Genomic DNA, 23,018 nt, shown 5'->3' with positions numbered 1-23,018 from the left:
ATGAAAGAAATAAAATTTATAAAGCTCAATCAGGAGAAGTGGAAAAAGATTGAAGAAGCCGCCAGTATAAAAGGCTCCGATACAGATAAGTTAGCTTCTTCATTTTTGGAAGTTACCGATGATCTTGCATATGCCCGGACATTTTATCCTGATTCACAGGCAGTACGGTATCTTAATGCCCTGTCAGCTTCACTTCATGAAAAGCTGTATAAATACACCTGGAATAAAAAAGGGTACTTTAAGAATTTCTTCTTAACAGAACTTCCGCTGGTTTTCTACTCCGCACGAAAGGAAATGGCCCTTGCATTACTACTCATGATGGTCGCAGTGAGTATCGGCGCTCTTTCAACCTTTAATGATGACTATTTTGTGCGCCTCATTCTGGGAGACCGGTATGTTGCAATGACCATGGAGAATATTGAAAAAGGGGACCCGATGGCAGTATATAAAAAGATGAATCAGGCGGATATGTTTCTTGGAATAACACTGAATAATCTGAGGGTTTCATTTCTTGCGTTTGCAGGAGGAATTCTGTTTTCTTTCGGAAGCATTTATGTCCTTTTTGTTAACGGCGTACTGATTGGTACCTTTTTTAGTTTTCTGTATCAGCAAAATGTTTTTGCTGACGCAATGCTGATCGTATGGCTCCACGGGACAATTGAGATAGCTTCAATTACCGTTGCCGGAGCCGCGGGTTTTGTTATTGGTAAGGGAATATTATTCCCAGGAACATATTCACGGGCAACGTCCTTTAGGGTCCGGTCAAAAAATGCGGCTCTGATGATCCTTGGAATTGCACCGCTTATCATAATGGCTGGTTTTATCGAATCTTTTGTAACAAGATATACCGGGATGCACTGGATTATTAAATTAACCATCATCGCGGCTTCCCTGATCTTTTCTGTAACGTACTTTTATTTTTATCCTGCCCAAATTGCAAAAAGAGTTAGAAATACGAATGAATAAAGAAATTAAACTAACCGGACTTCGCACGAACGATAAAATAATTTCAGAATCAATCAGCTTTCTCTCAGCTAATTTTAGGGTTCTTTTCCTCCCTTTGATTAAAATAACACTGCCGGTTCTTCTGATTATTATGGTAGCTGAATCGTATCTGAGTTTTAATTACTTCAAAGGAGGGAGTAGTTTGTTTGATTATCTGCTGGAGGGTTCATACTACTCAGCGGCAGGATCAGTTTTCTCATATATGCTTATTTCGCTTTTTGTTCTAAGCGGACTGACGCTTCATTACCGGGGTGAGGTCATATCTCCGGGTTCAATCATGCGAACTGTCAGAATCAGCGGGCTTCCTTTCCTTGTTTTGACCCTGTTGTTTTTTATCGCGGCGGCTTTTTCCGTAATCCTGCTTTTTGTGCCGGTTTTATTTCTTTATGTTCTTTATTCCATTGCAACGGCCGAAGTTGTGGTTGAAGAAGTTCCTGTTTTTAATTCAATTAGGAAAGCACATCAGCTCCTTAAGAGGAATTATTGGAAGACCTTCTGGCTGAGCATGATTTTAGGAATTATACAATTTTTTATGGGATTTGTATTTGAACTGCCTGCAACGTTTTTCCAAATATCTCTCAGTCTGCATGATGCAGTGAATTCACCTGGCTTTACGGACGTAATGATATTACAGCTGATTGAGCTGTCCAGCCGGTTTGCCTATCTTTTCTCAATAATTTTCTGGACAGGTATCTATATGCAGTATTTTAACCTGAGGGAAATGAAACAGGGTGATGTTCTTCTTAACCAGATTGAGCAAAAATTTGGTAATCATTAATAATCTGACGGCACATAATCCTGTGAGTTGCGGGTGATATTCTTATTGGATACAAAGTTTACCCTCCGTCTGCCGCCAAAAGAGGTGATGGATGAATATCTGAACAGTCCCAGGTATGTCTATGACCGTACTCCGGTGAAGCCAGACACCTTATTTGAACACATAGTCAGGTCAGTGATTGACTTTATTGACTGGATCTTATATTCAACCATTTTTGGAGAAAACAGCAATTATTATCAGATTGCTGCACTTCTGCTCATAGCAGCCGGGGTGTTTTATATCCTCAATAAAAAGATGTATTTGTTCACTGCAAAATCTGATTTTGCGGGTAACCAAGAATCTTCTGTTGATATTTCTGTGCATGAAACAGATACCGGTGATCTGGATAAACTTGAAGAAAAGTATCTTTCAGAAGGAAATAACAGGGGACTGCTTAGGGTACTTTACATTAAATATTTGCGCATTCTAGCCGAAAAAAATATGCTCCGGCTCGATGCTAAGAAAACAAACTGGGAATATGCCTCAGAATTACGTGATAAAAATCTGCAGGTAAAGTTTATCAAACTTACAATGATGTTCGAGAATTCCTGGTATGGCGGTTTTAATGTGAGTGCGAAGGAACTTGAGTATTTCAGATCTGAAATAAGTTCGGGGGCTGGTGTATGAATCGGTTCTTTAACAATAAGGTACTTTATCTTGCCTCGGGAATGCTCATCATTCTCTTATTGATTCTGAATTCAACACGGCCATCAGCAACAGACTGGCGCTTTGATTTTACCTCAGGAAGCACGCTCCCTTACGGGTGTGAAATCATTGAAAATAATCTTCCGTATGTTTTTCCTGATCAGCGAATTCAATACTCGTACAAAACTATTTATGAGTTTCCCGGAGATACCTCTGATTCTGATGCAGCATTCATTTTTGTGAATGATGTATTTGAACCGGATGAGTTCGATACAGACAGACTTTTAAGGCATCTGGAATCGGGGGGGATAGTATTTATTTCAGCATTTGAGTTTTCAAAGGATTTTCAGGATAAGACTGGAATCCGTTTCACCCCGTCTTTTCAGTTTTCACAGTGGGATTATATTACATTCGTAGATTCAGGTAAATCAACACCAGGAAATTATTCAGTTTCAAAATTCAATTATCCGCTAAGTTCTTTGAGTGGTGAAGCAGAAGCAGGTAATCTGGAGATTTATGCAAAGAATGATCTTGGTGAACATGTATACTTTTCCAAAATTTTCGGAAAAGGGAAACTCTATATCCATCTTTTTCCGATCGGGTTTACTAATTACTATATGACGGAAAAGGACGGTTATGACTTTGCGTATAAATCCTTCGCATATCTTCCGGTGAGTAATATTATCTGGGATGAATATTATAAATCGGGCAGAATGATGGTCAAAACGCCCCTCCGGTTTATTCTTTCTGAACCACGCCTGGCGTGGGCTTACTATATTCTGCTTATTTCCGCTGTATTATTTATCTTTCTCCATGGAAGAAGGGAGCAAAGAATAATTCCGGTGATTAAACCATTTATTAACTCCACACTTGAGTTCTATAAACAAACGGCTTTGCTTCGGAAAAAGGGGAATAAGGATTCCATTGTTATACTTTTTGATGCTTTCTCTGCACGGGTTATTTCGTATTACAGAATGTCAGGTGATATCTTCGCGAAAGAAAATATCTTACTGATTGATGCTGATAATATCCAGTCGGGAATTCTGTACCGGCAGATAGAAAAGGATTTTGAAGCAGTAAGGAAAATGGAAAAACCTGGGGATGCACTTTCCGGGCTCATAACAAAAATTGATAATTTTTATAAACTGACAGGTATGTATGCAAAAAGAAGATATCGTATTTGAAACTCTAGACCGGCTGAAGAATGAAATCCGAAAGGTAATTATTGGTCAGGACAAGGTGACGGAACAGTTAATTACCGGACTTCTCGCTGACGGCCATATATTGATTGAAGGGGTACCGGGTATTGCGAAAACCCTGATTGCCAAATGTATATCAAAATCTGTTTCGGCCGGTTTTAGCAGGATTCAGTTTACGCCTGATCTTATGCCAAGTGACCTGGTTGGGACCATGGTTTTTGATTCCGTGAAGTCGGAATTCTATTTCAGAAAAGGACCCCTCTTTTCGAATATTATTCTCATTGATGAGATTAACAGAGCGCCTGCCAAGACGCAGTCCGCGCTGTTCGAAGTCATGGAGGAACGGCAGATATCCGTTGACGGAACTACGTATCCTATGACACCTCCTTTCATAGTCTATGCAACGCAAAACCCGATTGAGCAGGAGGGTACCTACCGACTGCCTGAAGCACAACTTGACCGCTTTTTATTTAAAGTACTTATAGACTATCCGGCTGATAATGAAGAAGTACAAATCCTCAAGAACTATCAGTCTGCTTCGGCATCAGATAAACTGAGTCTGATAAATCCGGTTGTTGCCCCTTCTGATCTGGAAGTTCTGAGAAACAAAGTTGAGTCAATCTATATTGATGAGAAGATTGCCGGCTATGTTGCAGCCATTGTGATAGCCACAAGAAAAAGCCGTGATATAGTTCTGGGGGGATCGCCCCGTGCATCACTCTCAATCATGCGTTCAGCGAAAGCTCATGCGGTTCTGCAGGGAAGGCCGTATGTAATCCCGGATGATATCAAAGCAGTGGCTCTGCCTGCTTTACGACACAGGATTATATTATCACCCGAAAAGGAAATGGAAGGCCTGAAACCGGATGACCTTATACGTATGTTAGTAGACAGGATAGAAGTACCCCGCTGATGAAATCTCTTTCACAGTTTTATTTTACTATCCGTTTTTTCCTGCTGCTTGCGGCACTCGCTGTTATTTGGGTGCTGCTGTATGTTATAGATATGTCAATGTTCTGGGGGTATGTTTGTTCAGCAGTTGTTGCCACAGTTTTAACCGCCGAAGCAATCTACCTTTTTTTCGGGAATAGTCTGATATCTGGCAAAAGGATTCTGCCAGCCCGGTTTTCTAACGGGGATGATAATGTTTATCATATAATTATTGAAAATCTAACAGGCAGAAAAGTATTTATCACACTGATAGATGAAATACCGTCTCAGTTCCAGAGAAGGGATCTGAGACAAGATTTTACTTTAAATGAAAGAGAGATTAAAACTGCTGAATTCACAATGCGCCCTGTTCAGAGAGGCGAATATCAGTTCGGTCTTACAAGAATCTTTTTACATAGTCCGTTACGTATTTTCAGGAGACGATTCAGCTTTGGCCAGGAGGAGGTGGTAAAAGTGTACCCTTCTTTTCTCCATTTAAAGAAATATGAACTGACTGCGGTTAATGACAGAGTTCTTTTAAGCGGTATGAAAAAGGTGCGCAGGATCGGCCACTCGATGGAATTTGAGCAGATAAAAGACTACGTCACGGGAGATGATTTACGCAGCATCAACTGGAAAGCCAGTGCCCGGAGGAATAAACTAATGGTAAATCATTATACGGACGAAATATCGCAGCAAGTATATTCGGTGATTGATTGCGGCAGAGTAATGAAAATTCCTTTTAACAGAATGAGACTGCTTGATTATGCGGTAAATGCATCTCTTATGATTTCAGATATTGCCATGCTTAAACAGGACCGGGCTGGTATTGCGTTAGTTAAGGAAAGAAAAACTTCGATTATTACCGCGGAAAACAGCAGGAAGCACCTTCAGGATATTAATGATTTGCTGTATAATCTGACAACTGAATTCGGCGAATCAGATTTTGAATCGTTCTCTGCTTATTTCCTGACTAAAGTCCGGCAGAGAAGTCTGGTACTCCTCTATACTAATTTCGAGACAACAAGCTCTCTTTTCAGGCAGATTCCATATATCCGCCGGCTTGCACAGTATCATCTTGTCACAGTTATCTTTTTCCAGGATACTGAAACCGGTAAGGTTCTGAATGATTCTGCTTTTAGTCTTGAGGATCTGCTTCTGAAAGATACCATCCTTCGTTTCTCAGCAGAGAAGCTGAGAGTGGTTAAAGAACTTGAACTTCGCGGAATTCCTGCAGTGCTGACCACTCCTGAGGCGTTAAATACTGATGTGCTGAGCAAATATATCGAATTCAAAAAAAGGGGACTCATCTGATATGGATTCTAAGCGGAAATGAGTACCATACAGATTGAAACTCCGCAAAATGTGCGGATTGAATATGAATACGCATCGCTGGGCCTGAGAATAGCAGGTTGGTTCATTGATGCGGGATTCATCGCAGTGTATATCCTGGCAGTGTTTTATCTTATAGGCATCTTTGCGATGGGAGATTTAGCATATACAGCTGGGCTGCTGCTTTATATACCTCTCTTTTTTTATGATCTTATATTTGAGTATTATTTCAAAGGGCAGAGTCCTGCCAAGATGATATTAAAATTGAGAGTTATACGACTTGACGGTGCCGCACCATCCTTTGTATCTTACTTTATAAGGTGGATGACCCGGTTTATAGACATTTCTTTCAGTTTCGGCGGACTTGCTATCATGACCTATTTTTTCTCCGGGAAAGGACAACGACTTGGGGATATAGCCGCGGGTACGTCAGTGGTTAAAATATCAGGAAGAAATATACGAAATGGTATACGTCTTATTAATTTTCCTGCGGGTTACCGTGTTACCTACCCGGAAGTCAGATTATTGAATGATGAGGAAATCAGACTGATAAATGAAGTGATAAACCGCGTAACAACGGGTGTTCACAGACCGGAGGACTCGGGGATGTTGGAAAGGACGGCAGAACTTATCAGCAGACGGCTTGGAATTTCGCTTTCCCCGGACGCAGGTTCACTGCAGATTTTAGTAAGGGATTACTACTTTTTAGCTATTCAGGAAGATTAACTTTCAGTTCATCGGATCTTCTGAATCCCGTCTTTGCTATCAGGACAACAAACTCGCCTTTACTGATTTTCGATGGGAATGCGGCAATAAGTTCTCCCGGGAATCCCTCCCATGTTTCTTCAAACTTTTTTGTAAGTTCTCTCATGACCAGGATTAAACGGTCCGGCATAAATTGGCTTAGCTCGTTCAGCAGTTTTTCTATTCTGTGACTGGATTCAAAAAGCACAATGGTTGATTCAATTTCTGAGAGTTGTGTCAATTTTTTCTGTCTTCCTTTCTTAAGAGGAAGAAATCCTTCGTATAGATAAGAATCTGTTGGAATCCCCGCAATAGAAAGTGCAGCGGTAACCGAGGAGGGACCGGGGATGGCTGCTATCTCAATGCCGGCTTTTCTTGCAGCATTGACCAGCCTTACACCCGGGTCAGAGATTCCGGGAGTGCCGGCATCAGAAACCAGCACAGCGGATTGCACACCGGATATTCTCTCGATAATTTTGTCCAGATTCTTCGCTTCATTAAAGGCATTGATCACAATGAACTCTTTATGGGGAATCTCCAGATGACGGAGGAGAATGCCAGTTACCCTGGTATCTTCGCAAAGAATCAGATCCGCTTCCTTTAGAATCCGGATAGTTCTGAGGGTGATATCCTCAAGGTTACCAATTGGTGTGGCAGCAATGTAAAGCATTAAACTTTTAAAACGGAAACGGCTCCCTGTTAAAGGGGAGCCGCTCCATGCAAGTAGTATTAGTAATTAGTTTTTTGATGACATCAAATATAAAACATCCCGCATTATCTGCAAGCCCTTGTTCATATCCTCAGTATTAACCGTTAACGGGTTTCTGAAACGTATTGACTGGGTACCGCAGCCAAGGATAATCATTTTATGATTATAGAGGTGCTTTGTAAACTCATTTCTGAGGTCATGATGGGGGAAATCAAATGCACACATCAGTCCCAACCCTCTCACGTTTGAAACAAGATTAGGGAACTCCTTCTGAATATTCTTCAGATTATCCAGCAGATATGAACCCATATTTCGAGAGTTTTCGAGCAGATTTTCTTCCTTTACAACCTCAAGAATCTTTGTGGCTCTTACCATATCAACAAGGTTTCCGCCCCAGGTTGAGTTGATACGGCTGGATTTCCTGAAGCAATGGTCTTCAATATCATCAATTCTGTCTGAGACCATGATTCCACAAACCTGGAATTTCTTGCCGAAAGAGACGATATCAGGCATAACAAAATGCTCAGAGGCCCACATTTTGCCCGTCATTCCCATTCCGGTCTGAACTTCGTCAAACATCAAAAGAATGTCATTTGCATCTGCTATTTCACGGAGTTTCATCAGGAATTCTTTCCGGAAGAAATTATCTCCTCCCTCTGCCTGAATAGGTTCGAGAATTATTAAGGCGATATCATCCTTATTTGCTGCAATAGCCGCTTCGATTTCTGATATTGCCTGGTTCTCCAGATCAATTACATGACCCAGGTTATTCTCAAGCGGGAAGGTTATTTTGGGGTTTGTAACCCTCGGCCAGTCGAATTTCGGGAAATACTGAACTTTATTCGGGTCAGTATTAGTAAGAGAAAGGGTATAACCAGTTCTTCCGTGGAAAGCCTCCTTAAAATGAAGTACCTTGGTACCTTTTTCTTCTTTATAACCCTTTTTGAAGTTTTTCTTTACTTTCCAGTCGAATGCTACTTTCAGTCCGTTCTCAACAGCGACCGAGCCCCCTTCAACAAAGAAAAGGTACTTAAAATGATCCGGTTTGGCAATGGATGAGAAGGTTTGAACAAACTCCGCCATAAATTCGGTATAAATATCCGAATTTGAAGGTTTGTTCTGTGAGGCAAGAATCAGTTTTTCTCTAAACTCCGGGGTGGTTACGGCCGGATGATTCATTCCAAGTGCATTTGAAGCAAAAAAGGAGAAGAAATCCAGATATCTGTCACCTGATTTTGAGTCATAAAGCCAGGAACCCTGACTTTTCTCAAGATCGAGTACAAATTCAAAACCGTCAGCCAGCATATTTTTTGAGAGAACAGCATGAACCGCTTCTGGTTTTACCAATGAAAAGGGGGAATGATGCACAATTTCCATGTGAATACCTAAAAATTAAAAAATTTTGAAAAAATTACTGAGAAAAGAGAACTTAGGCGGAGATCAGGTAAGTTTAAAATACATTTTCGAATCTCGATACGAGATAGCTTCGTTTGCTGTATCTGTCAAAAATGTTTTTCATGTGTAATTTTAATGTAGTTGCAAAATTAAAGAACCTTTGAGAATTTTACAAGACAGTTGGGTGCCCGTCTTTTTCCCATTATTTTCAGTCTCTCAGAGGGTTTCCTGAAAGGAGCGGACCCTCTAATTTGGTATATTTACGGTTACTTTTTTCGATTTTTTTCATAGGATGATAATGGAATTCTTAAAACAATTAGGCATTAAAGACAAAAATTACGGTGCAGCTTCAGGGCTGAACTGGTATCAAACCACTGACCAGGGGGAGCTTAAAATATCCTCCCCGGCAACCGGCGAATTCATTGGTTCAGTTTATCAGGCAAGTGAAAAGGATTATTACGACCTGATAGAAAAAGGGAAGGCAGCTTTTAAGGTTTGGAGAAAACTTCCTGCCCCTAAAAGAGGAGAAGTTGTTCGCCAGATCGGAAACAAGCTTCGTGATTACAAAAAACCCCTTGGAAGCCTGGTTTCATTTGAAATGGGCAAATCACTCCAGGAGGGGATGGGTGAAGTGCAGGAAATAATTGACATCTGCGATTTTGCAGTTGGCCTTTCCCGCCAGCTCTACGGCAATACCATGGTTTCAGAACGCCCGAATCACCGGATGTATGATCAGTACCATCCCCTCGGTATTGTTGGCACTGTAACAGCATTTAATTTCCCGGTTGCCGTGTGGGGCTGGAATGCCATGCTGGCAGCAGTTTGCGGTGATGTTAATCTCTGGAAGCCCTCATCAAAAGTGCCCCTCAGCGCTATTGCAATTCAGAACCTTATTGCAGATGTTCTGAAAGAAAACAATGTACCTGAAGGAGTTTTCTCTCTGATTGTCGGAAGAGGCGCTACTATCGGTGAAAGAATGCTGGAAGATAAGAATGTACCTCTGGTCAGTGTAACAGGTTCAACTAGAGTTGGCCGTCATTGCGCTGAAGTAGTTGGTAAACGCTTTGGCAAGATGATTCTTGAACTCGGCGGTAACAATGGTATTATCATCACACCGGATGCAGATCTTAAACTGGCTATCCCGGCAGTAGTTTTTGGTGCTGTAGGAACCTGCGGACAGAGATGTACTTCAACCAGAAGACTCATCATTCATGAATCAATTTATGACAAGGTGAAAGAATCTCTTACGAAGGCGTATGCCTCATTGCGCATTGGCAACCCTCTTGATGAAAACAATCATGTGGGTCCGCTTATTGATAAAGATGCAGTTAAAACATTCCTCGCTGCTCTTGATAAAGTAAAGCAGGAGGGAGGCAAAATTCTTTTCGGCGGTGAAAACTTATCCGGTCCCGGATATGAATCAGGATGCTATGTAAGCCCTGCTTTAGTTGAAGCAGAAAATCATTATGAAATAGTTCAGGAAGAAACTTTTGCACCGATTCTTTATCTGATGAAATACTCAGGTGATGTAAGCCATGCAATTGAAATTCATAATGATGTGGTGCAGGGACTTTCCTCTGCGATTTTCACGAACAATATGCGCGAAGCTGAAGAATTCCTCTCAGGATGGGGTTCAGACTGCGGTATTGCAAATGTGAATATTGGAACCTCAGGTGCTGAAATCGGCGGTGCATTCGGCGGTGAAAAAGAAACCGGAGGCGGACGCGAATCAGGATCTGATGCATGGAAAGCGTATATGCGCCGTCAGACCAATACTATTAACTTTGGTACCACTCTGCCGCTGGCACAGGGTATTAAGTTCGAAATCTGATCTATATAATAACAATGCAGAGACACGCTTAAGTGCGTGTTTCTGCATTTATATATCTACACGTTATGACAGGTCACGACCTGTCACTACGATTCGAACACACCACCTGACAAAAAGCGAGATATCATTCTAATTTACTTCATCAATACCATTTTCTGTACAAACATTTGTGCGGATTGATTTTTCCCTTTAGTTTGGAAATCCATAACTGCATAATACACCCCGGATGGATATGATTCTGCATTCCACTCCATTCTGTAATTACCCGCTTCATGTTGTTTTTGAGTTAAAACAGCTGCAAGTTCACCCATTGTGTTGAAAATCGAAATTGTAACATACCCCGGCTCCCGCAGAGTATATTCGATCGTTGTAGTCGGATTAAACGGATTCGGATAGTTTGTCAGTAAAGCAAAACGATCAGGCGAAGGGCCTGAATCAACAGATAGTTCATTACTGTAGGAATAAGTGCCGTCAAAATCTGTCTGCTTAACGCGGAACCTGTCTCCATCAGCGAAATTTGTAACTCTGAAATAATAGCTGTTTGAACTTATGGCGGTTCCTTGTCCTTTAACCACTCCTAATGCTTCCCAGTTTCCGTCGGTAAGTTTTTCGACAGTAAAGAAATTATTGTTAGTTTCGCTCGCTGTTACCCATGAAAGCAAAAGTGAGTTCTTGTCAATGGTATAGGTAAAACTGGCGAACTCAACCGGTACGGGTTCAAAAAGCTGACCGCGCTTCATGAATATATCTGCAAGTACTATTCCATCTCTGACTCCTCCCGGAGTAAAAAATGCGGCAATATATCCGTTACCTTTTGCAAGAATGGCGGATGAATTTCTGGTAACGTATTGGGGCGGAATTTCATAAACCAGAGTAGTGTCAGAGAAAATTCCATTCTGGCCGTAAACAAGATAAAATCCCTTGCCTGAATTTGCAGATGAGGACTGATATATTACATAGACCCGCTGACTGTCATCCACTGCTATGTTCTGCATGCCTGATGGTCTCTGTCCCGGCGGAGTAAAAACAACCGGAGTGCTGAAAACACCATTTTCTCCTGAAGTATAATACATCCGTAATTCTGATTCGAGTCGGTAAACAATATGCACTTTATTTGTTTTATCAACGGCAACTTTACAGGTGGTTACGTTTGCTGTAACAGGTAAATTCACCTGGGTTACGGTGCCGGAAATATCATTGTAATAACGGAGCGGGCCGCCGAATACTCCGCCTGATTTAAGCAGAATATGCACTTTGCCATTGCTGTCAACATCAAGACTTGCATCAAAGTCTCCTGATGTTTCTGCTGCTGCTAAGAGAAGGGGAGATGAACTCTGACCGGTCCGTAAATCATGCTTTAAATAATAGGCATTATCAGGATCATTAGTAAAGGTAAAATACACTATATGCAGAACACTGTCCGGCCCTATCTTACTGTATGGAGTTGCCTTGTTCAAACCACCGGTTGAAAGATATACCGGCGTAAAGAAACTTCCTGAAATATTATTGGTGTACTTTAACTGAAACAGGCTGCCTGCATCCCGTCCGATAAAGACGATGTGCACTTTATTATTGTTGTCAATTGAAAGAGTGGAATAGTTGTCGTCTACGGTATTTGAAGAGATGTTGAGAGTATCGGAAAAGCCACCTGCGGTTTCATACACATAATAAATTTCTCTGCTGTTGCTGTTTGTTCCGGATTGCCCGGTGTAAGAGACATGAATTTTGCCGTTCTGATCAAAAGCGGCAAACTGCCTGTTATTGAAGAGATTGTTCGACGCAATTACCTCAAGAGGGAAGTTTATTCCCTGAGGTAATATAATAGCCGAGATGAGCAGTGTAAATGAAAAAAGCATGATCCGGGCGTTCATGTTTTTACTCCATTGTTATTTATGAATGAATGGTTCTTTCAAATATCTTATCAATATTCCTGAGAAGATTATCCGGATTAAAGATCTCTTCCAGTTCACCTTTTGTTATAAAACTCATTACTGATTCATCAGCACAGAGTTCATCTTTCATATTTTTGGATTCATCTCTCCAGACAGTCATGGCAGCGGTCTGCACGGCCTTATAAGCAGCTTCTCTGGTAAGTCCCTTTTCAACCAATCGCAAAAGGACCCGCTGACTAAAGACCAGACCCCTGGTTTTGTTTAAATTCTTCAGCATATTGTCGGGGTATATCAGAAGATTATCAATCAGCTGTATTGTCTTGGCAAGCATATAATCAAGCAGAATGGTGGAGTCGGGGATGATAACCCTTTCAACGGAGGAGTGAGTAATATCTCTTTCATGCCAGAGCGATATATTCTCCAGAGCGGCAGTTGCATTACCGCGCAGAATTCTTGCCATTCCCGCAATTCTTTCGCAGGTTATCGGATTTCTTTTATGAGGCATTGCACTCGACCCCTTCTGCCCTTTGGAGAAAAACTCTTCTGCTTCCAATACTTCGGTTTTCTGCAGATGCCGTATCTCCGTGGCTATTTTTTCCAATGTTCCTCCGATGATGGCAAGAACAGTTATATACTCGGCATGCCGGTCACGCTGCAGCACCTGAGTAGAAATCGGAGCCGGGCTCAGACCCATTCCTTCACATACATACTCCTCAACATCAGGATCAAGGTGATCGAACGTTCCGACTGCTCCGGAGATCTTCCCGAATGATATATTTTTTACTGCCTGTTCGAGTCGGACGATATTTCTTTTTGTTTCTTCATACCAGAGAGCAAACTTCAGTCCCATGGTTACGGGTTCTGCGTGAATGCCGTGTGTTCTGCCGATACAGAGGGTATTCTTGTGTTCAACCGCTCTTTTTTGCAGGCTTTCTTTAAGTGTGTGTAATTCTCTGAGGAGAATTTCACCGGCAGTTTTCATCTGATAGGAGAGTGCAGTATCAAGCACATCAGAGGAAGTCATTCCGTAATGTATATGACGTGAGGCAGGACCCACATATTCTGCAACATTGGTCAGAAACGCTATTACATCATGATTGGTCGTTTCCTCAATTTCGAGTATTCTTGCTATATCAAAATTAGCTTTCTCCTTAATCGTATCCAGATCTTCCTGAGGTATCTCACCTGACTGTGCACGCTTTTCACACGCAAGAATCTCAATACTGAGCCAGGTTTTATACTTAAAGTCATCTGACCAGACTGCGCTAATTTCAGGACGGGAATACCGGTCAATCATTTAATTCTTCTCCAGTTTCATTTTATAAGTTTCTGTTTTTCCGTCACGAAGTATGGAAAAGGTTACAGACTGGCCTGTCCGGTACTCCTGCAGAACACCTATCAGAGTTGTTTCGTTATCAATCTTATAATCATCAATCTGGATAATCACATCACCCGGCTTCAGACCTGCGTTATCGGCAGATGAGTTTCGTCGTATTTTTGTTATGATTACTCCTTTGGTATCATCCAGTTTGAAATACTTCGCAAGTGCTTCATCAATATTCTGAACAGTCAGTCCGGTCGTAAAGTCACGGTCAATTTTCCCTTTTTCCTTCAGTTCATCAATTATCTTTTTAACTTTATTGATTGGAATTGCAAAACTAAGTCCGATACTTCCCTGAGACTGTCCTGAGGTGAAGATGATTGTATTCATCCCGATAACTTCACCAAGTGAGTTCACAAGCGGTCCGCCGCTGTTACCGCCGTTAATAGCAGCATCGGTCTGAATCATATTCAGGTAGTAACGGTTTTCAACCCGGTTCAGGTTCATTCCGGTCGCGGAAATAACACCGACTGTCACTGTAGGTTTATTGTTAAGGTCAAAGAGTCCGAATGGGTTGCCGAGAGCAATTACCCATTCTCCGATGATCACATCATCAGAGTTACCGAGCGGAATAAATGGAAAATCTTCACCTTCTATTTTAATAAGACAAATGTCCGATACAGGATCACTCCCGACCACTTTCGCATTGTAGTGTTTTCCATTGGTCAGAGTCACCACAATTTCAGTCGCGTTTCCGGCAACATGATCATTGGTGAGGATGTAGCCGTTTGCTGAAATAAGAAAACCGGAACCCAGGCTCTTTACTTTCTGGGAGTACGTTCTGTCGCCGAAAAACTGACGGAAAAACGGGTCTTCAAAAAAGGGGGAGAAAAAGGGATCCCTGAACTGGCGGACTTCTGTAACGTTAATACCCACCACCGCGGGGCTGGATTTAGCCACTGTTTCAGTTATGATATTTCTGCGGGATTTCGAAATTTCATCATTTGCCCTATCCAGATCGGCAGTCCTCTGACTTTCCGTATAAACTTTATCGTCATCACCTGAAAAATTGCAGGCCGCAATGGGTATTATCAAAAAGAAGAAAACCGGGATAAAAAATGTCTTTTTCATCTGTCGAACTGAATAATTTTTGGGGAAATATGTGAAAATATGCCCTAAATATACAAAAATCTGAACCTCTGACCGGAATCAGGAGAATTCTTCCATTTTATAGAAAATATTTCTTAAAAATAGAATTGTATCCGGATGGCAGGTTAAAAAAAACAATTATTGTAGAGAATTTCAGCAGTTTAGTTGGATTTCTCAATAGGTAAAATGGCACGTGAATTGCTCAATTATATTAACGCAAACGAGGTTACAATGTTTCCTGATTTTTATAAAATATACCCCCCCAACGAGAAAAGCTCACTTATTCCATTATTGCAGGATACCCAGGATGTTTATGGCTATCTGTCTGAAGAACAGATGAAACTTATTGCCAGATATACTGCAATACCACTGAGCAGGGTTTATGGAGTCGCTACTTTTTACAATCAGTTCCGCCTGAAACCACTCGGAAAAAATATCATCCGGGTCTGCCGCGGCACTGCGTGTCATGTTAAAAACTCATCGGGTGTGCTTTATGCACTCGAAGTCCAGCTCGGCATCAAAGCAGGTGACACCACACGAGACAAGAATTTTACCATTGAAGTGGTAAACTGCATTGGTGCCTGTAGCATTGCTCCGGTAATCACCATAAACGAAGAGTATTATGGCAGACTTGCTGTAAAAGAAGTAGCCGGCATCATAAAGAAATTTATGGCAAAGGCGAATACACCCGCTAAAGTTGCTGTTAAAGCAGGGGAGGAAGCATGCTAAAGTTCAGTGAAAAATGCTGCGATAAATGCTGGCACGATACCAGCAATCCCTGCCCGATGTATATTCAGTGCTGCAAAGACGGCCCTCTCTGCCATCTTGATGACCATTGCAAAGCAAAATTTAAGGCACTCTCGGAGTATCAGTTATATAACGATATCGAAAATCCTTTTATCTTCATTGGTATGGGAACCTGCGGACTTGCTTCAGGTGCCGCAAAAGTTAAAGAAGCCATTGAGGCAGAACTTAACCGGAATGAAATTAAAGCGAATATCGTTGCAGTCGGATGTATCGGCTTCTGCGCAAAAGAAGTGATTGTTGATATAAAAATGCCGGGCGGTCCAAGAGTATCTTACTGCGAAATTACTCCTAAACTTGTTCCCGCTCTGATTAAAAGAACGATCCTTGAGAAAAAAATCTATCACGAAAAGCTGCTCGGCTCTCATGTGGCAGGAATTCAGGATGTACCCTTTATAGGTGATCATCCTTTTTTCAAACTGCAGAAGAAGGTTGTTCTGCAAAACTGCGGAATCATTAATCCCGATTCAATTGACGAATATATCGCCTGGGGCGGATTTAAGGCGCTGGATAAAAGCCTACGTCTGATGAATCCTCAGATGGTTATTAAAGAAATCCTGGATTCAGGACTTCGCGGAAGAGGCGGAGCCGGGTTCCCTACAGGAAAGAAATGGGAACTTGCCTCCAAACAGAAGAGCGATGACAAATATATAATCTGCAATGCTGATGAAGGTGATCCGGGTGCATTCATGGACAGAAGCGTACTTGAAAGCGACCCTTTCCGCGTGATTGAAGGAATGCTGATAGGAGGATTTGCCATCGGAGCATCTTCCGGTTATATATACTGCCGGGCTGAATATCCGCTCGCTATTGAGCGATTGCAGCGGGCAATTGCTACTGCTGAAGAATACGGCCTCATCGGAGAGAATATCCTTGGGAGCGGTTTCAACTTCCATCTTAAAATCAAAAAAGGTGCAGGCGCATTTGTATGCGGCGAAGAAACTGCACTTATCGGTTCCATTGAAGGCAAGAGGGGAATGCCAAGACCCCGGCCTCCTTTCCCTGTAGTCTCAGGACTCTGGGGAAAGCCGACGGTCATTAATAATGTTGAAACATTCGCAAATGTTGCGGCGGTTATTGAAAAAGGCGCTTCATGGTACAAAAAAATCGGAACTGAAAGAAGCAAAGGCACAAAAGTATTTGCGCTTTCAGGAAAAATTCAGAACACCGGATTAGTAGAAGTACCGATGGGTACTACTCTTGAGCAGGTGGTTTTTGAAATTGGAGGGGGAATTCCTGATAATAAAAAATTCAAAGCCGTGCAGATAGGCGGACCTTCAGGAGGATGTCTTCCTGAGTCGGTTATTAAAACTCCTGTTGACTATGAATCACTCAAAGAAGTCGGCGCCATGATGGGATCAGGCGGATTTGTGGTGATGGATCAGGATACCTGCATGGTAGATGTAGCGAAATATTTCCTGACCTTTATACAAAACGAATCATGCGGCAAGTGTGTTCCGTGCCGTGAAGGCACCAAGCGTATGCTCGAGATCATTGAAAGAATTCCTGTAAGCTATAAGAGCACAAAGGATGAAAAAGATGAACTGCACCGCTTTAAAGGTGTAATACATCTGCGCCGTCTTGCTAATGTGATCAGAGATACGGCACTTTGCGGACTCGGGCAATCTGCCCCAAACCCGATTCTTTCAGGACTTCAGTATTTCAAAGAGGAATATGAAGAGCATTTATATGAACGTCATTGTAAAGCCAGTGTCTGCAAAGACCTGCTGACTTTTACAATTGATAATGATATATGCACCGGATGCGGAATCTGTTTGAGGAAATGCTCGGTTGAAGCAATACTGGGAGAAAAAGGACAGGCTCATTATATTGTTGATGATAAGTGCGTGAAATGCGGCATGTGCCTGGATTCGTGCAAGTTTAATGCAATTACAGTGAATTAGAAGAATGGTAATGCCATGTTTGAAATGACAACAGAAAAGACGATTGAATTACAGATAGATAATATATCCGTTACGGCTAAAGACGGTGCAACAATCCTTGATGTCGCAAAAGCAGCAGGTATAGATATACCTACTCTCTGCCACATGAAAGACCTGATACCCGGCGGTGCCTGCCGTTTATGCACAGTTGAAGTTGAAGGTTACAAGTCCCTGGTTCCTGCATGTGCATTTCCTGCATCTGAAGGAATGAAAGTTATCACGAATAACACCAGAGTGCGCCGCGCAAGAAAAACCATCATTGAACTTCTTATTGAAGATCATCCGCAGGAATGCCTTATCTGCGTGCGCAACGGCAACTGCGAACTGCAGACTCTTGCGGCACGTTATGGCGTGAGGGAACACCGGTATTTCGGAGAATGTAAACAGCATGCTATTGATATATCAAGCCCCTCCATGGAGCGCGATCCCGCAAAATGCATTCTCTGCGGAAGATGCGTAAGAACCTGCGGTGAAGTTCAGAAGATTGGGGCTATTGATTTCGCGAACCGGGGATTCAGAAGCATAGTTACTACTCCGTTTAATAAAGGTTTGAACCAGAGTTCATCCTGCATACTCTGCGGGCAGTGTATTTTGTCCTGTCCGGTAGCTGCTCTGCGCGAAAAGAGTTCACTGAAGGAAGTGGTTAATGCAATTGAAGATGATGAGAAATTCACCATCGTTCAGATTGCACCGGCGGTACGTGCCGCTCTTGGTGAGGAGTTCGGACTTCCTGCCGGCTCAAATGTAACCGGTAAAATGGTGACAGCACTCAAACGCCTTGGTTTCTCAAGAGTGTTTGATACAAATTTCGCTGCCGATCTTACCATTATGGAAGAAGCAAATGAGTTTATTGAAAGAGTGAAAACCGGCGGCACCCTTCCTATGTTCACCAGCTGCTGCCCGGGTTGGGTGAAATATATTGAGCACTATTATCCTTCACTGCTTGGTCATCTCTCAAGCTGCAAATCACCTCATGAGATGGAAGGCGCAATTCTTAAAACCTATTACGCCCGTAAAATGGGACTGGCTCCGCATAATATTTATGTTACTTCAATAATGCCTTGCACCGTGAAGAAGTTTGAAGCATCGCGCGTTGAGCTTTCTGAGGAAACGCTCCCGGATGTGGATGCTGTGCTCACCTCGCGCGAACTGGCACGGTGGATAAATATTGCCGGACTCGATTTTGCCAATCTGCCCGAAAGTGAATTTGATAATCCGCTGGGTGAATCAACCGGAGCGGCTGCAATTTTCGGATCTACCGGCGGTGTGATGGAAGCAGCCATCCGTACCGCTCACTATATGCTGAAAGGGGAGAATATGGCATCTCCTGATCTGGAAGCAGTAAGAGGAAACGATCATCTGAAATCAGCTTCCGTCCAGATTGACGGTCTGAAGGTTAATGTTGCAGTGGTTAACGGTATCGGAGGTATTGCCCCGGTGATGGATTCAATTCTGAACGGTACCTGCGAATATCACTTTATCGAAGTAATGGCATGCCCGGGGGGCTGTGTAAATGGCGGCGGACAGCCGATCCGCAAAATTGAAAATAAGGTGGAAAAAAGGCGGGATACTCTCTACCAGCTTGATGCAAAAGCTGCAAAAAGAAACTCCCATGATAATGAAGCCGTGAAAGCCCTTTATTCTGAGTACCTGGAACATCCCGGAAGCCATAAGGCACACAAAATTCTGCATACTCACTACTCAGAGAGGGATTAAAAAAAAGCAGCCCGGGGTCTTAATTCCCTTTTGCAGGGAATAGAATGATTTTTGTAACTTGCAGTTTCACTAATCATAAAAGGGCCCCGGATGAAGCTTTCGCTACGCTTTTTATGACTGTATTTTGCTGCAGTATTTCTTTTAACCGGTTATCAGCTTAGAGGGCAGGATGACCCCTATTCAGATTTTATTGATCCTGTCAAATTCAGCCAGCAGTTTCATCCGGTTCCGCCGTTGGAGCAGATGGTTACCATTGACGGCTACGATAATTTTTATCTTGGTCTCTCCACGGCAGAGCCTCACGGCAGTCTGAACCCCAAAAACCCGAGACAATCCTTCACTGGCTGGAATATCAATGTTGCTTTCCGCTCTTATAACGGTTTGACCTGGCAGCAGTCCACTCCGCAGTTTGGTGTCTCCATGTCAGGCGACCCGGTTACTGCATTTGACAGTCTTGGCAACCTGTATTATCAGAATATGTTTGGCAGCCCGATACAGGGAGCCAAAGTAATGAAATCCACTGATAACGGAGCAACCTGGGGTCCATCTTTAACAGGAGTTTCAGGACGGGATAAAAACTGGATAGCCGCTGATCAGTCTGCAGGCCCGTATTCAAATTATGTTTATGGTGTTATGTCAGGCCCCAGTGCCTCAAGCGCGGGCAACTTCTGGAGAACAACCGATCTTGGTGCCACCTGGAATCAGACGGCGGTGATGAATACACAGCTTCTGCCGGGAATGATGGTTGCCGTAGGTCCTAATGTGGCAAACGGTAATAATATATCAGGCGGAGCAGTTTATGTGGTTACACATTCCGGATCAAACGCGGCTGGTATATATACCTTTTATGTGTCAACCGACGGCGGCGCGACCTTTACTCTTAAGTCAACCCAGACGTTTTCCAATCTTATCGGAACTGAAATCAGCGGACGCTCAACCGTACAGGGGATGAGAACAAGACCTTATCCCATGATTGCAGCTGATAATTCATGGGGGCAGTTCAGAGGACGGTTATATCTGGTATATGCTTCAAACAATCCGGCAGGCAACGGAAATAAATCTGATATATTCAGCAGATATTCAACCGATCAGGGAGCAACATGGTCTTCACCCGTTATCGTGAATGATGATCCTAATTCACAAAGCAATTTTCAGTTTTTCCCGGCGATCTGGTGTGATAAAGAAACAGGACGCCTTTTCGCAAAATGGTATGATACCAGACGTGTACCGACCAGCGACAGCATGGATGTATATGCATCCTACTCTGACGATGGAGGTGTAACATGGGCTCCTAATCAGAGAATTACGAACAGAACCTTTAAAATCAAACTAAGTACCAGCGGGTCTGCTCCTGCATATCAGGGGGATTATGATGCAATAACTTCGGTTGGAAATGTTTCACTTGCAATCTGGACTGATTTCCGCAATAATAACTATGGCAGTTATGTAGGGTATTTCCCTGACTATGCTCTTACCGTTACTCCTGAAAGCGCTCAGATGTATAATGCTGATGACTCACTCACTGTTTCGGTTAATATACCCAGCGTTAAACTCTGGAGCGATAAAGTTAAATTCACGGCAACACTTACCCCAACTCCTGTTTCAGGAAGTCTTCAGGTGATCTTTCCTCAGGGAGATTCTCTTATGACTTTCCCTTCCTCACTTCCGGTGAAGATTAAAACATCCGGTGAAGTTTCAACCGGAACATATACACTGGTGATCGAAGGAAGCGGACCGAACGGAATACCTGTTCACCAGAGAACGGTAAGTATTCTTGTTCAGCAGGTGATACCGGTTGAACTGACTTCATTCCAGGCAAAGCAGCAGGATAACAGCGTAACGCTTGAATGGATGACCGCGACCGAAACAAATAATAAGGGTTTTGAAATCGAAAGAAAAATCCAGACCGGCCTTATTACCGAAGACTGGCAGAAGATCGGATATATTGAAGGTGCCGGAACTGTTACAGAAACGCAGCAGTATTCATTTACCGACCGTGATCTGAATAAAGTCGGTAAATTCAGCTACCGCCTGCGTCAGATTGACTTTGACGGAAAGTTTAATTTTACACCGGAAGTATTTGTCAATATTGACAAACCAGTGCTGTTCGGACTCTCAAAAAATTATCCGAATCCCTTTAACCCTTCAACCCGGATTGAGTATTACCTTCCTGAATCAGCAGAAATGACTCTGAAAGTGTATGACGCTATCGGCAGGGAAGTAGCGGTTCTGGTAAACGGCTTTACCGAAGCAGGAAGACATGATATCATATTTAATGCATCAGGTCTTTCAAGCGGAATCTATATATACGAAATGAAAGCCGGCTCCTTCCTCGCAAGAGAAAAAATGAGCCTGGTCAAATAATTATGAATTATGAAGTATGAAGTATGAATTGTTAAAAAGATCATTTAACTTTTCACTCTTAACTTTTAACTAAAAAAAGCCCTGGTTTGCAGCCGGGGCTTTTTTGTTGGTGTATGTTGAGTGTAAAAATATGATGCCCTTGTTACTGAATTTGCAGCACTACTTTGAGGTTTGACTGATATAAAGCGTTCCCGGGACAAAAGATCTGGTGATTCCACAAATTACCGGGGATGGTAATCTTTTGCGAAAATCCTTCTGCTGATTCTGAAAAAGATTCCTCTATCGTTAGTAAATATGTTGCATATAATTCATTCATGCTCTCTATTTTTGCATTTTGATTTCTCTGTTAAATAGCTCAAATAACCCGGCATGAAAGACCATAACAAAGGCATTCTCTTTATCCTTATCTCAGCCATTCTCTGGAGTACCGGCGGACTGTTTATAAAAATACTTCCTCTTGATGCTTTCCAGATTTCGTTTGCCCGTTCGGTTTTTGCCGCGGGAATTCTGATGGTACTCTCAGGAAAAAGCTCGTTCAGGGTTAATAAACTGGTCGCCTTGAATAGTTTATTTTATGCCGGAATTCTCATCCTTTTTGTGGCAGCCACTAAGCTGACTACCGCGGCTAATGCAATTTTTCTCCAGTACACTGCCCCAATCTATGTTTTGGTGTTTGAACCTCTGCTGTTAAAAACCGGATTTAAGAGAAAGAACATCTATTCGGTGCTTATTTGTTTCTTTGGAATGGCGCTCTTTTTTCTGGGAGATCTTCAGCCCGGTCATCTTAGCGGAAATCTGCTTGCTCTACTGAGCGGAGTGGCATTTGCAGCTTTTCTGATCGGGATGCGTAAAAACGGGGAAGAGTATCAGAATTCAACGGTTATTCTGGGGAACATTCTTATAGCGCTTCTTTGCATCGGTTCTTTTGAGCCTTCCCTTATGTTTCAGCCGGGTAACCTATTGATGACTGCCTATCTTGGCATTTTCCAAATTGGTACGGCTTATTTCCTTTTTAACCTGGGACTTAAACGGGTGCAGGCAATCGAGGCATCACTTATTTCCATGATTGAGCCGGTACTTAACCCTGTCTGGGTGTTTATCTGGCATGGTGAAACCCCGTCCGGATGGGCCATTCTCGGCAGTTCGGTTATCCTGACCGGACTAATTATAAAAACTCTCTGGTTTGACCGCAGGGATCAAAAACCGATACTGGTTGAATGAG

Annotated in this window: 18 protein-coding genes; 13 read left to right on the top strand and 5 right to left on the bottom strand. The window is 42.6% G+C overall.

The annotated features are described in order from the left end of the window. From HRU80_11250 to HRU80_11220, 7 genes are read left to right on the top strand one after another with little or no spacing between them, the layout of a single operon-like run. Positions 1-966 carry a stage II sporulation protein M gene (locus HRU80_11250; protein ID QOJ29422.1) on the top strand — a complete coding sequence of 322 codons (966 nt, stop codon included), beginning with the start codon at positions 1-3 and terminating at the stop codon, positions 964-966. Further along, complete coding sequence (locus HRU80_11245; GenBank protein ID QOJ29421.1) at positions 959-1,783, top strand: hypothetical protein; 825 nt, start codon at positions 959-961, stop codon at positions 1,781-1,783. The genes HRU80_11250 and HRU80_11245 overlap by 8 nt, the downstream gene beginning before the upstream one ends. Before the next feature lie 45 nt (positions 1,784-1,828). Beyond that, entirely contained in the window at positions 1,829-2,449 is a 621-nt protein-coding gene (locus HRU80_11240) for a DUF4129 domain-containing protein (GenBank protein ID QOJ29420.1), read from the top strand. After that, positions 2,446-3,651, top strand: coding sequence for a hypothetical protein (locus HRU80_11235; GenBank protein QOJ29419.1), 1,206 nt, complete (start codon positions 2,446-2,448; stop codon positions 3,649-3,651). Before HRU80_11240 ends, HRU80_11235 begins: the two co-directional genes overlap by 4 nt. Next, positions 3,626-4,579, top strand: a complete 954-nt coding sequence (locus HRU80_11230) for a MoxR family ATPase (GenBank protein QOJ29418.1) — start codon at positions 3,626-3,628, stop codon at positions 4,577-4,579. Before HRU80_11235 ends, HRU80_11230 begins: the two co-directional genes overlap by 26 nt. Next, positions 4,579-5,910 (top strand): DUF58 domain-containing protein, encoded by a 1,332-nt coding sequence (locus tag HRU80_11225; GenBank protein QOJ29417.1) that lies wholly within the window; start codon positions 4,579-4,581, stop codon positions 5,908-5,910. Before HRU80_11230 ends, HRU80_11225 begins: the two co-directional genes overlap by 1 nt. Before the next feature lie 18 nt (positions 5,911-5,928). After that, positions 5,929-6,654: an RDD family protein gene (locus HRU80_11220; protein ID QOJ29416.1), complete on the top strand. Its 726-nt coding sequence runs from the start codon at positions 5,929-5,931 to the stop codon at positions 6,652-6,654. Here the strand turns inward: HRU80_11220 and rsmI are convergent. Beyond that, positions 6,638-7,342, bottom strand: a complete 705-nt coding sequence (gene rsmI, locus HRU80_11215) for a 16S rRNA (cytidine(1402)-2'-O)-methyltransferase (GenBank protein QOJ29415.1) — start codon at positions 7,340-7,342, stop codon at positions 6,638-6,640. The two genes, HRU80_11220 and rsmI, sit on opposite strands and share 17 nt — an antisense overlap. 66 nt (positions 7,343-7,408) lie before the next feature. After that, on the bottom strand, positions 7,409-8,758 hold the full coding sequence (locus HRU80_11210) for an L-lysine 6-transaminase (protein QOJ29414.1): 1,350 nt from the start codon (positions 8,756-8,758) through the stop codon (positions 7,409-7,411). Between the two features lie 316 nt (positions 8,759-9,074). On the opposite strand from HRU80_11210, the gene HRU80_11205 reads away from it, so the two are divergent. Continuing rightward, on the top strand, positions 9,075-10,607 hold the full coding sequence (locus HRU80_11205; GenBank protein ID QOJ29413.1) for an aldehyde dehydrogenase family protein: 1,533 nt from the start codon (positions 9,075-9,077) through the stop codon (positions 10,605-10,607). Between the two features lie 134 nt (positions 10,608-10,741). Here the strand turns inward: HRU80_11205 and HRU80_11200 are convergent, their stop codons facing one another. From HRU80_11200 to HRU80_11190, 3 genes are read right to left on the bottom strand one after another with little or no spacing between them, the layout of a single operon-like run. Next, entirely contained in the window at positions 10,742-12,478 is a 1,737-nt protein-coding gene (locus HRU80_11200; GenBank protein ID QOJ29412.1) for a T9SS type A sorting domain-containing protein, read from the bottom strand. A gap of 19 nt (positions 12,479-12,497) precedes the next feature. After that, positions 12,498-13,796: an adenylosuccinate lyase gene (locus HRU80_11195; protein ID QOJ29411.1), complete on the bottom strand. Its 1,299-nt coding sequence runs from the start codon at positions 13,794-13,796 to the stop codon at positions 12,498-12,500. Further along, positions 13,797-14,951 (bottom strand): trypsin-like peptidase domain-containing protein, encoded by a 1,155-nt coding sequence (locus HRU80_11190; protein QOJ29410.1) that lies wholly within the window; start codon positions 14,949-14,951, stop codon positions 13,797-13,799. It abuts the gene before it with no gap. 249 nt (positions 14,952-15,200) lie between these two features. Between HRU80_11190 and nuoE the strand changes: the two genes are divergently transcribed. The 5 genes from nuoE (at position 15,201) to HRU80_11165 (ending at position 23,017) form a co-directional block, all read left to right on the top strand. Further along, positions 15,201-15,698 carry an NADH-quinone oxidoreductase subunit NuoE gene (gene nuoE, locus HRU80_11185; GenBank protein ID QOJ30528.1) on the top strand — a complete coding sequence of 166 codons (498 nt, stop codon included), beginning with the start codon at positions 15,201-15,203 and terminating at the stop codon, positions 15,696-15,698. Then, positions 15,692-17,677 (top strand): 4Fe-4S binding protein, encoded by a 1,986-nt coding sequence (locus tag HRU80_11180; GenBank protein QOJ29409.1) that lies wholly within the window; start codon positions 15,692-15,694, stop codon positions 17,675-17,677. Before nuoE ends, HRU80_11180 begins: the two co-directional genes overlap by 7 nt. Before the next feature lie 24 nt (positions 17,678-17,701). Next, positions 17,702-19,432: an iron hydrogenase small subunit gene (locus HRU80_11175; GenBank protein QOJ30527.1), complete on the top strand. Its 1,731-nt coding sequence runs from the start codon at positions 17,702-17,704 to the stop codon at positions 19,430-19,432. A gap of 234 nt (positions 19,433-19,666) precedes the next feature. Continuing rightward, on the top strand, positions 19,667-21,796 hold the full coding sequence (locus HRU80_11170; GenBank protein ID QOJ29408.1) for a T9SS type A sorting domain-containing protein: 2,130 nt from the start codon (positions 19,667-19,669) through the stop codon (positions 21,794-21,796). 369 nt (positions 21,797-22,165) lie between these two features. Beyond that, positions 22,166-23,017, top strand: a complete 852-nt coding sequence (locus HRU80_11165; GenBank protein QOJ29407.1) for an EamA family transporter — start codon at positions 22,166-22,168, stop codon at positions 23,015-23,017. The last annotated feature ends 1 nt before the right edge of the window (position 23,018 follow it).

Source organism: Ignavibacteriales bacterium (genome assembly GCA_015709675.1).
Taxonomy (GTDB): Bacteria; Bacteroidota; Ignavibacteria; order Ignavibacteriales; family Ignavibacteriaceae; genus H2-BAC3.
This window is presented reverse-complemented; position numbering and strand designations above follow the sequence as displayed.

Coding starts and splice junctions, on each gene's coding strand:
- HRU80_11250 (QOJ29422.1), top strand. CDS start 1: ATGAAAGAAATAAAATTTATAAAGCTCAATCAGGAGAAGTGGAAAAAG.
- HRU80_11245 (QOJ29421.1), top strand. CDS start 959: ATGAATAAAGAAATTAAACTAACCGGACTTCGCACGAACGATAAAATA.
- HRU80_11235 (QOJ29419.1), top strand. CDS start 2,446: ATGAATCGGTTCTTTAACAATAAGGTACTTTATCTTGCCTCGGGAATG.
- HRU80_11230 (QOJ29418.1), top strand. CDS start 3,626: ATGCAAAAAGAAGATATCGTATTTGAAACTCTAGACCGGCTGAAGAAT.
- HRU80_11225 (QOJ29417.1), top strand. CDS start 4,579: ATGAAATCTCTTTCACAGTTTTATTTTACTATCCGTTTTTTCCTGCTG.
- HRU80_11220 (QOJ29416.1), top strand. CDS start 5,929: ATGAGTACCATACAGATTGAAACTCCGCAAAATGTGCGGATTGAATAT.
- rsmI (QOJ29415.1), bottom strand. CDS start 7,342: ATGCTTTACATTGCTGCCACACCAATTGGTAACCTTGAGGATATCACC.
- HRU80_11210 (QOJ29414.1), bottom strand. CDS start 8,758: ATGGAAATTGTGCATCATTCCCCCTTTTCATTGGTAAAACCAGAAGCG.
- HRU80_11205 (QOJ29413.1), top strand. CDS start 9,075: ATGGAATTCTTAAAACAATTAGGCATTAAAGACAAAAATTACGGTGCA.
- HRU80_11200 (QOJ29412.1), bottom strand. CDS start 12,478: ATGAACGCCCGGATCATGCTTTTTTCATTTACACTGCTCATCTCGGCT.
- HRU80_11195 (QOJ29411.1), bottom strand. CDS start 13,796: ATGATTGACCGGTATTCCCGTCCTGAAATTAGCGCAGTCTGGTCAGAT.
- HRU80_11190 (QOJ29410.1), bottom strand. CDS start 14,951: ATGAAAAAGACATTTTTTATCCCGGTTTTCTTCTTTTTGATAATACCC.
- nuoE (QOJ30528.1), top strand. CDS start 15,201: ATGTTTCCTGATTTTTATAAAATATACCCCCCCAACGAGAAAAGCTCA.
- HRU80_11180 (QOJ29409.1), top strand. CDS start 15,692: ATGCTAAAGTTCAGTGAAAAATGCTGCGATAAATGCTGGCACGATACC.
- HRU80_11175 (QOJ30527.1), top strand. CDS start 17,702: ATGACAACAGAAAAGACGATTGAATTACAGATAGATAATATATCCGTT.
- HRU80_11165 (QOJ29407.1), top strand. CDS start 22,166: ATGAAAGACCATAACAAAGGCATTCTCTTTATCCTTATCTCAGCCATT.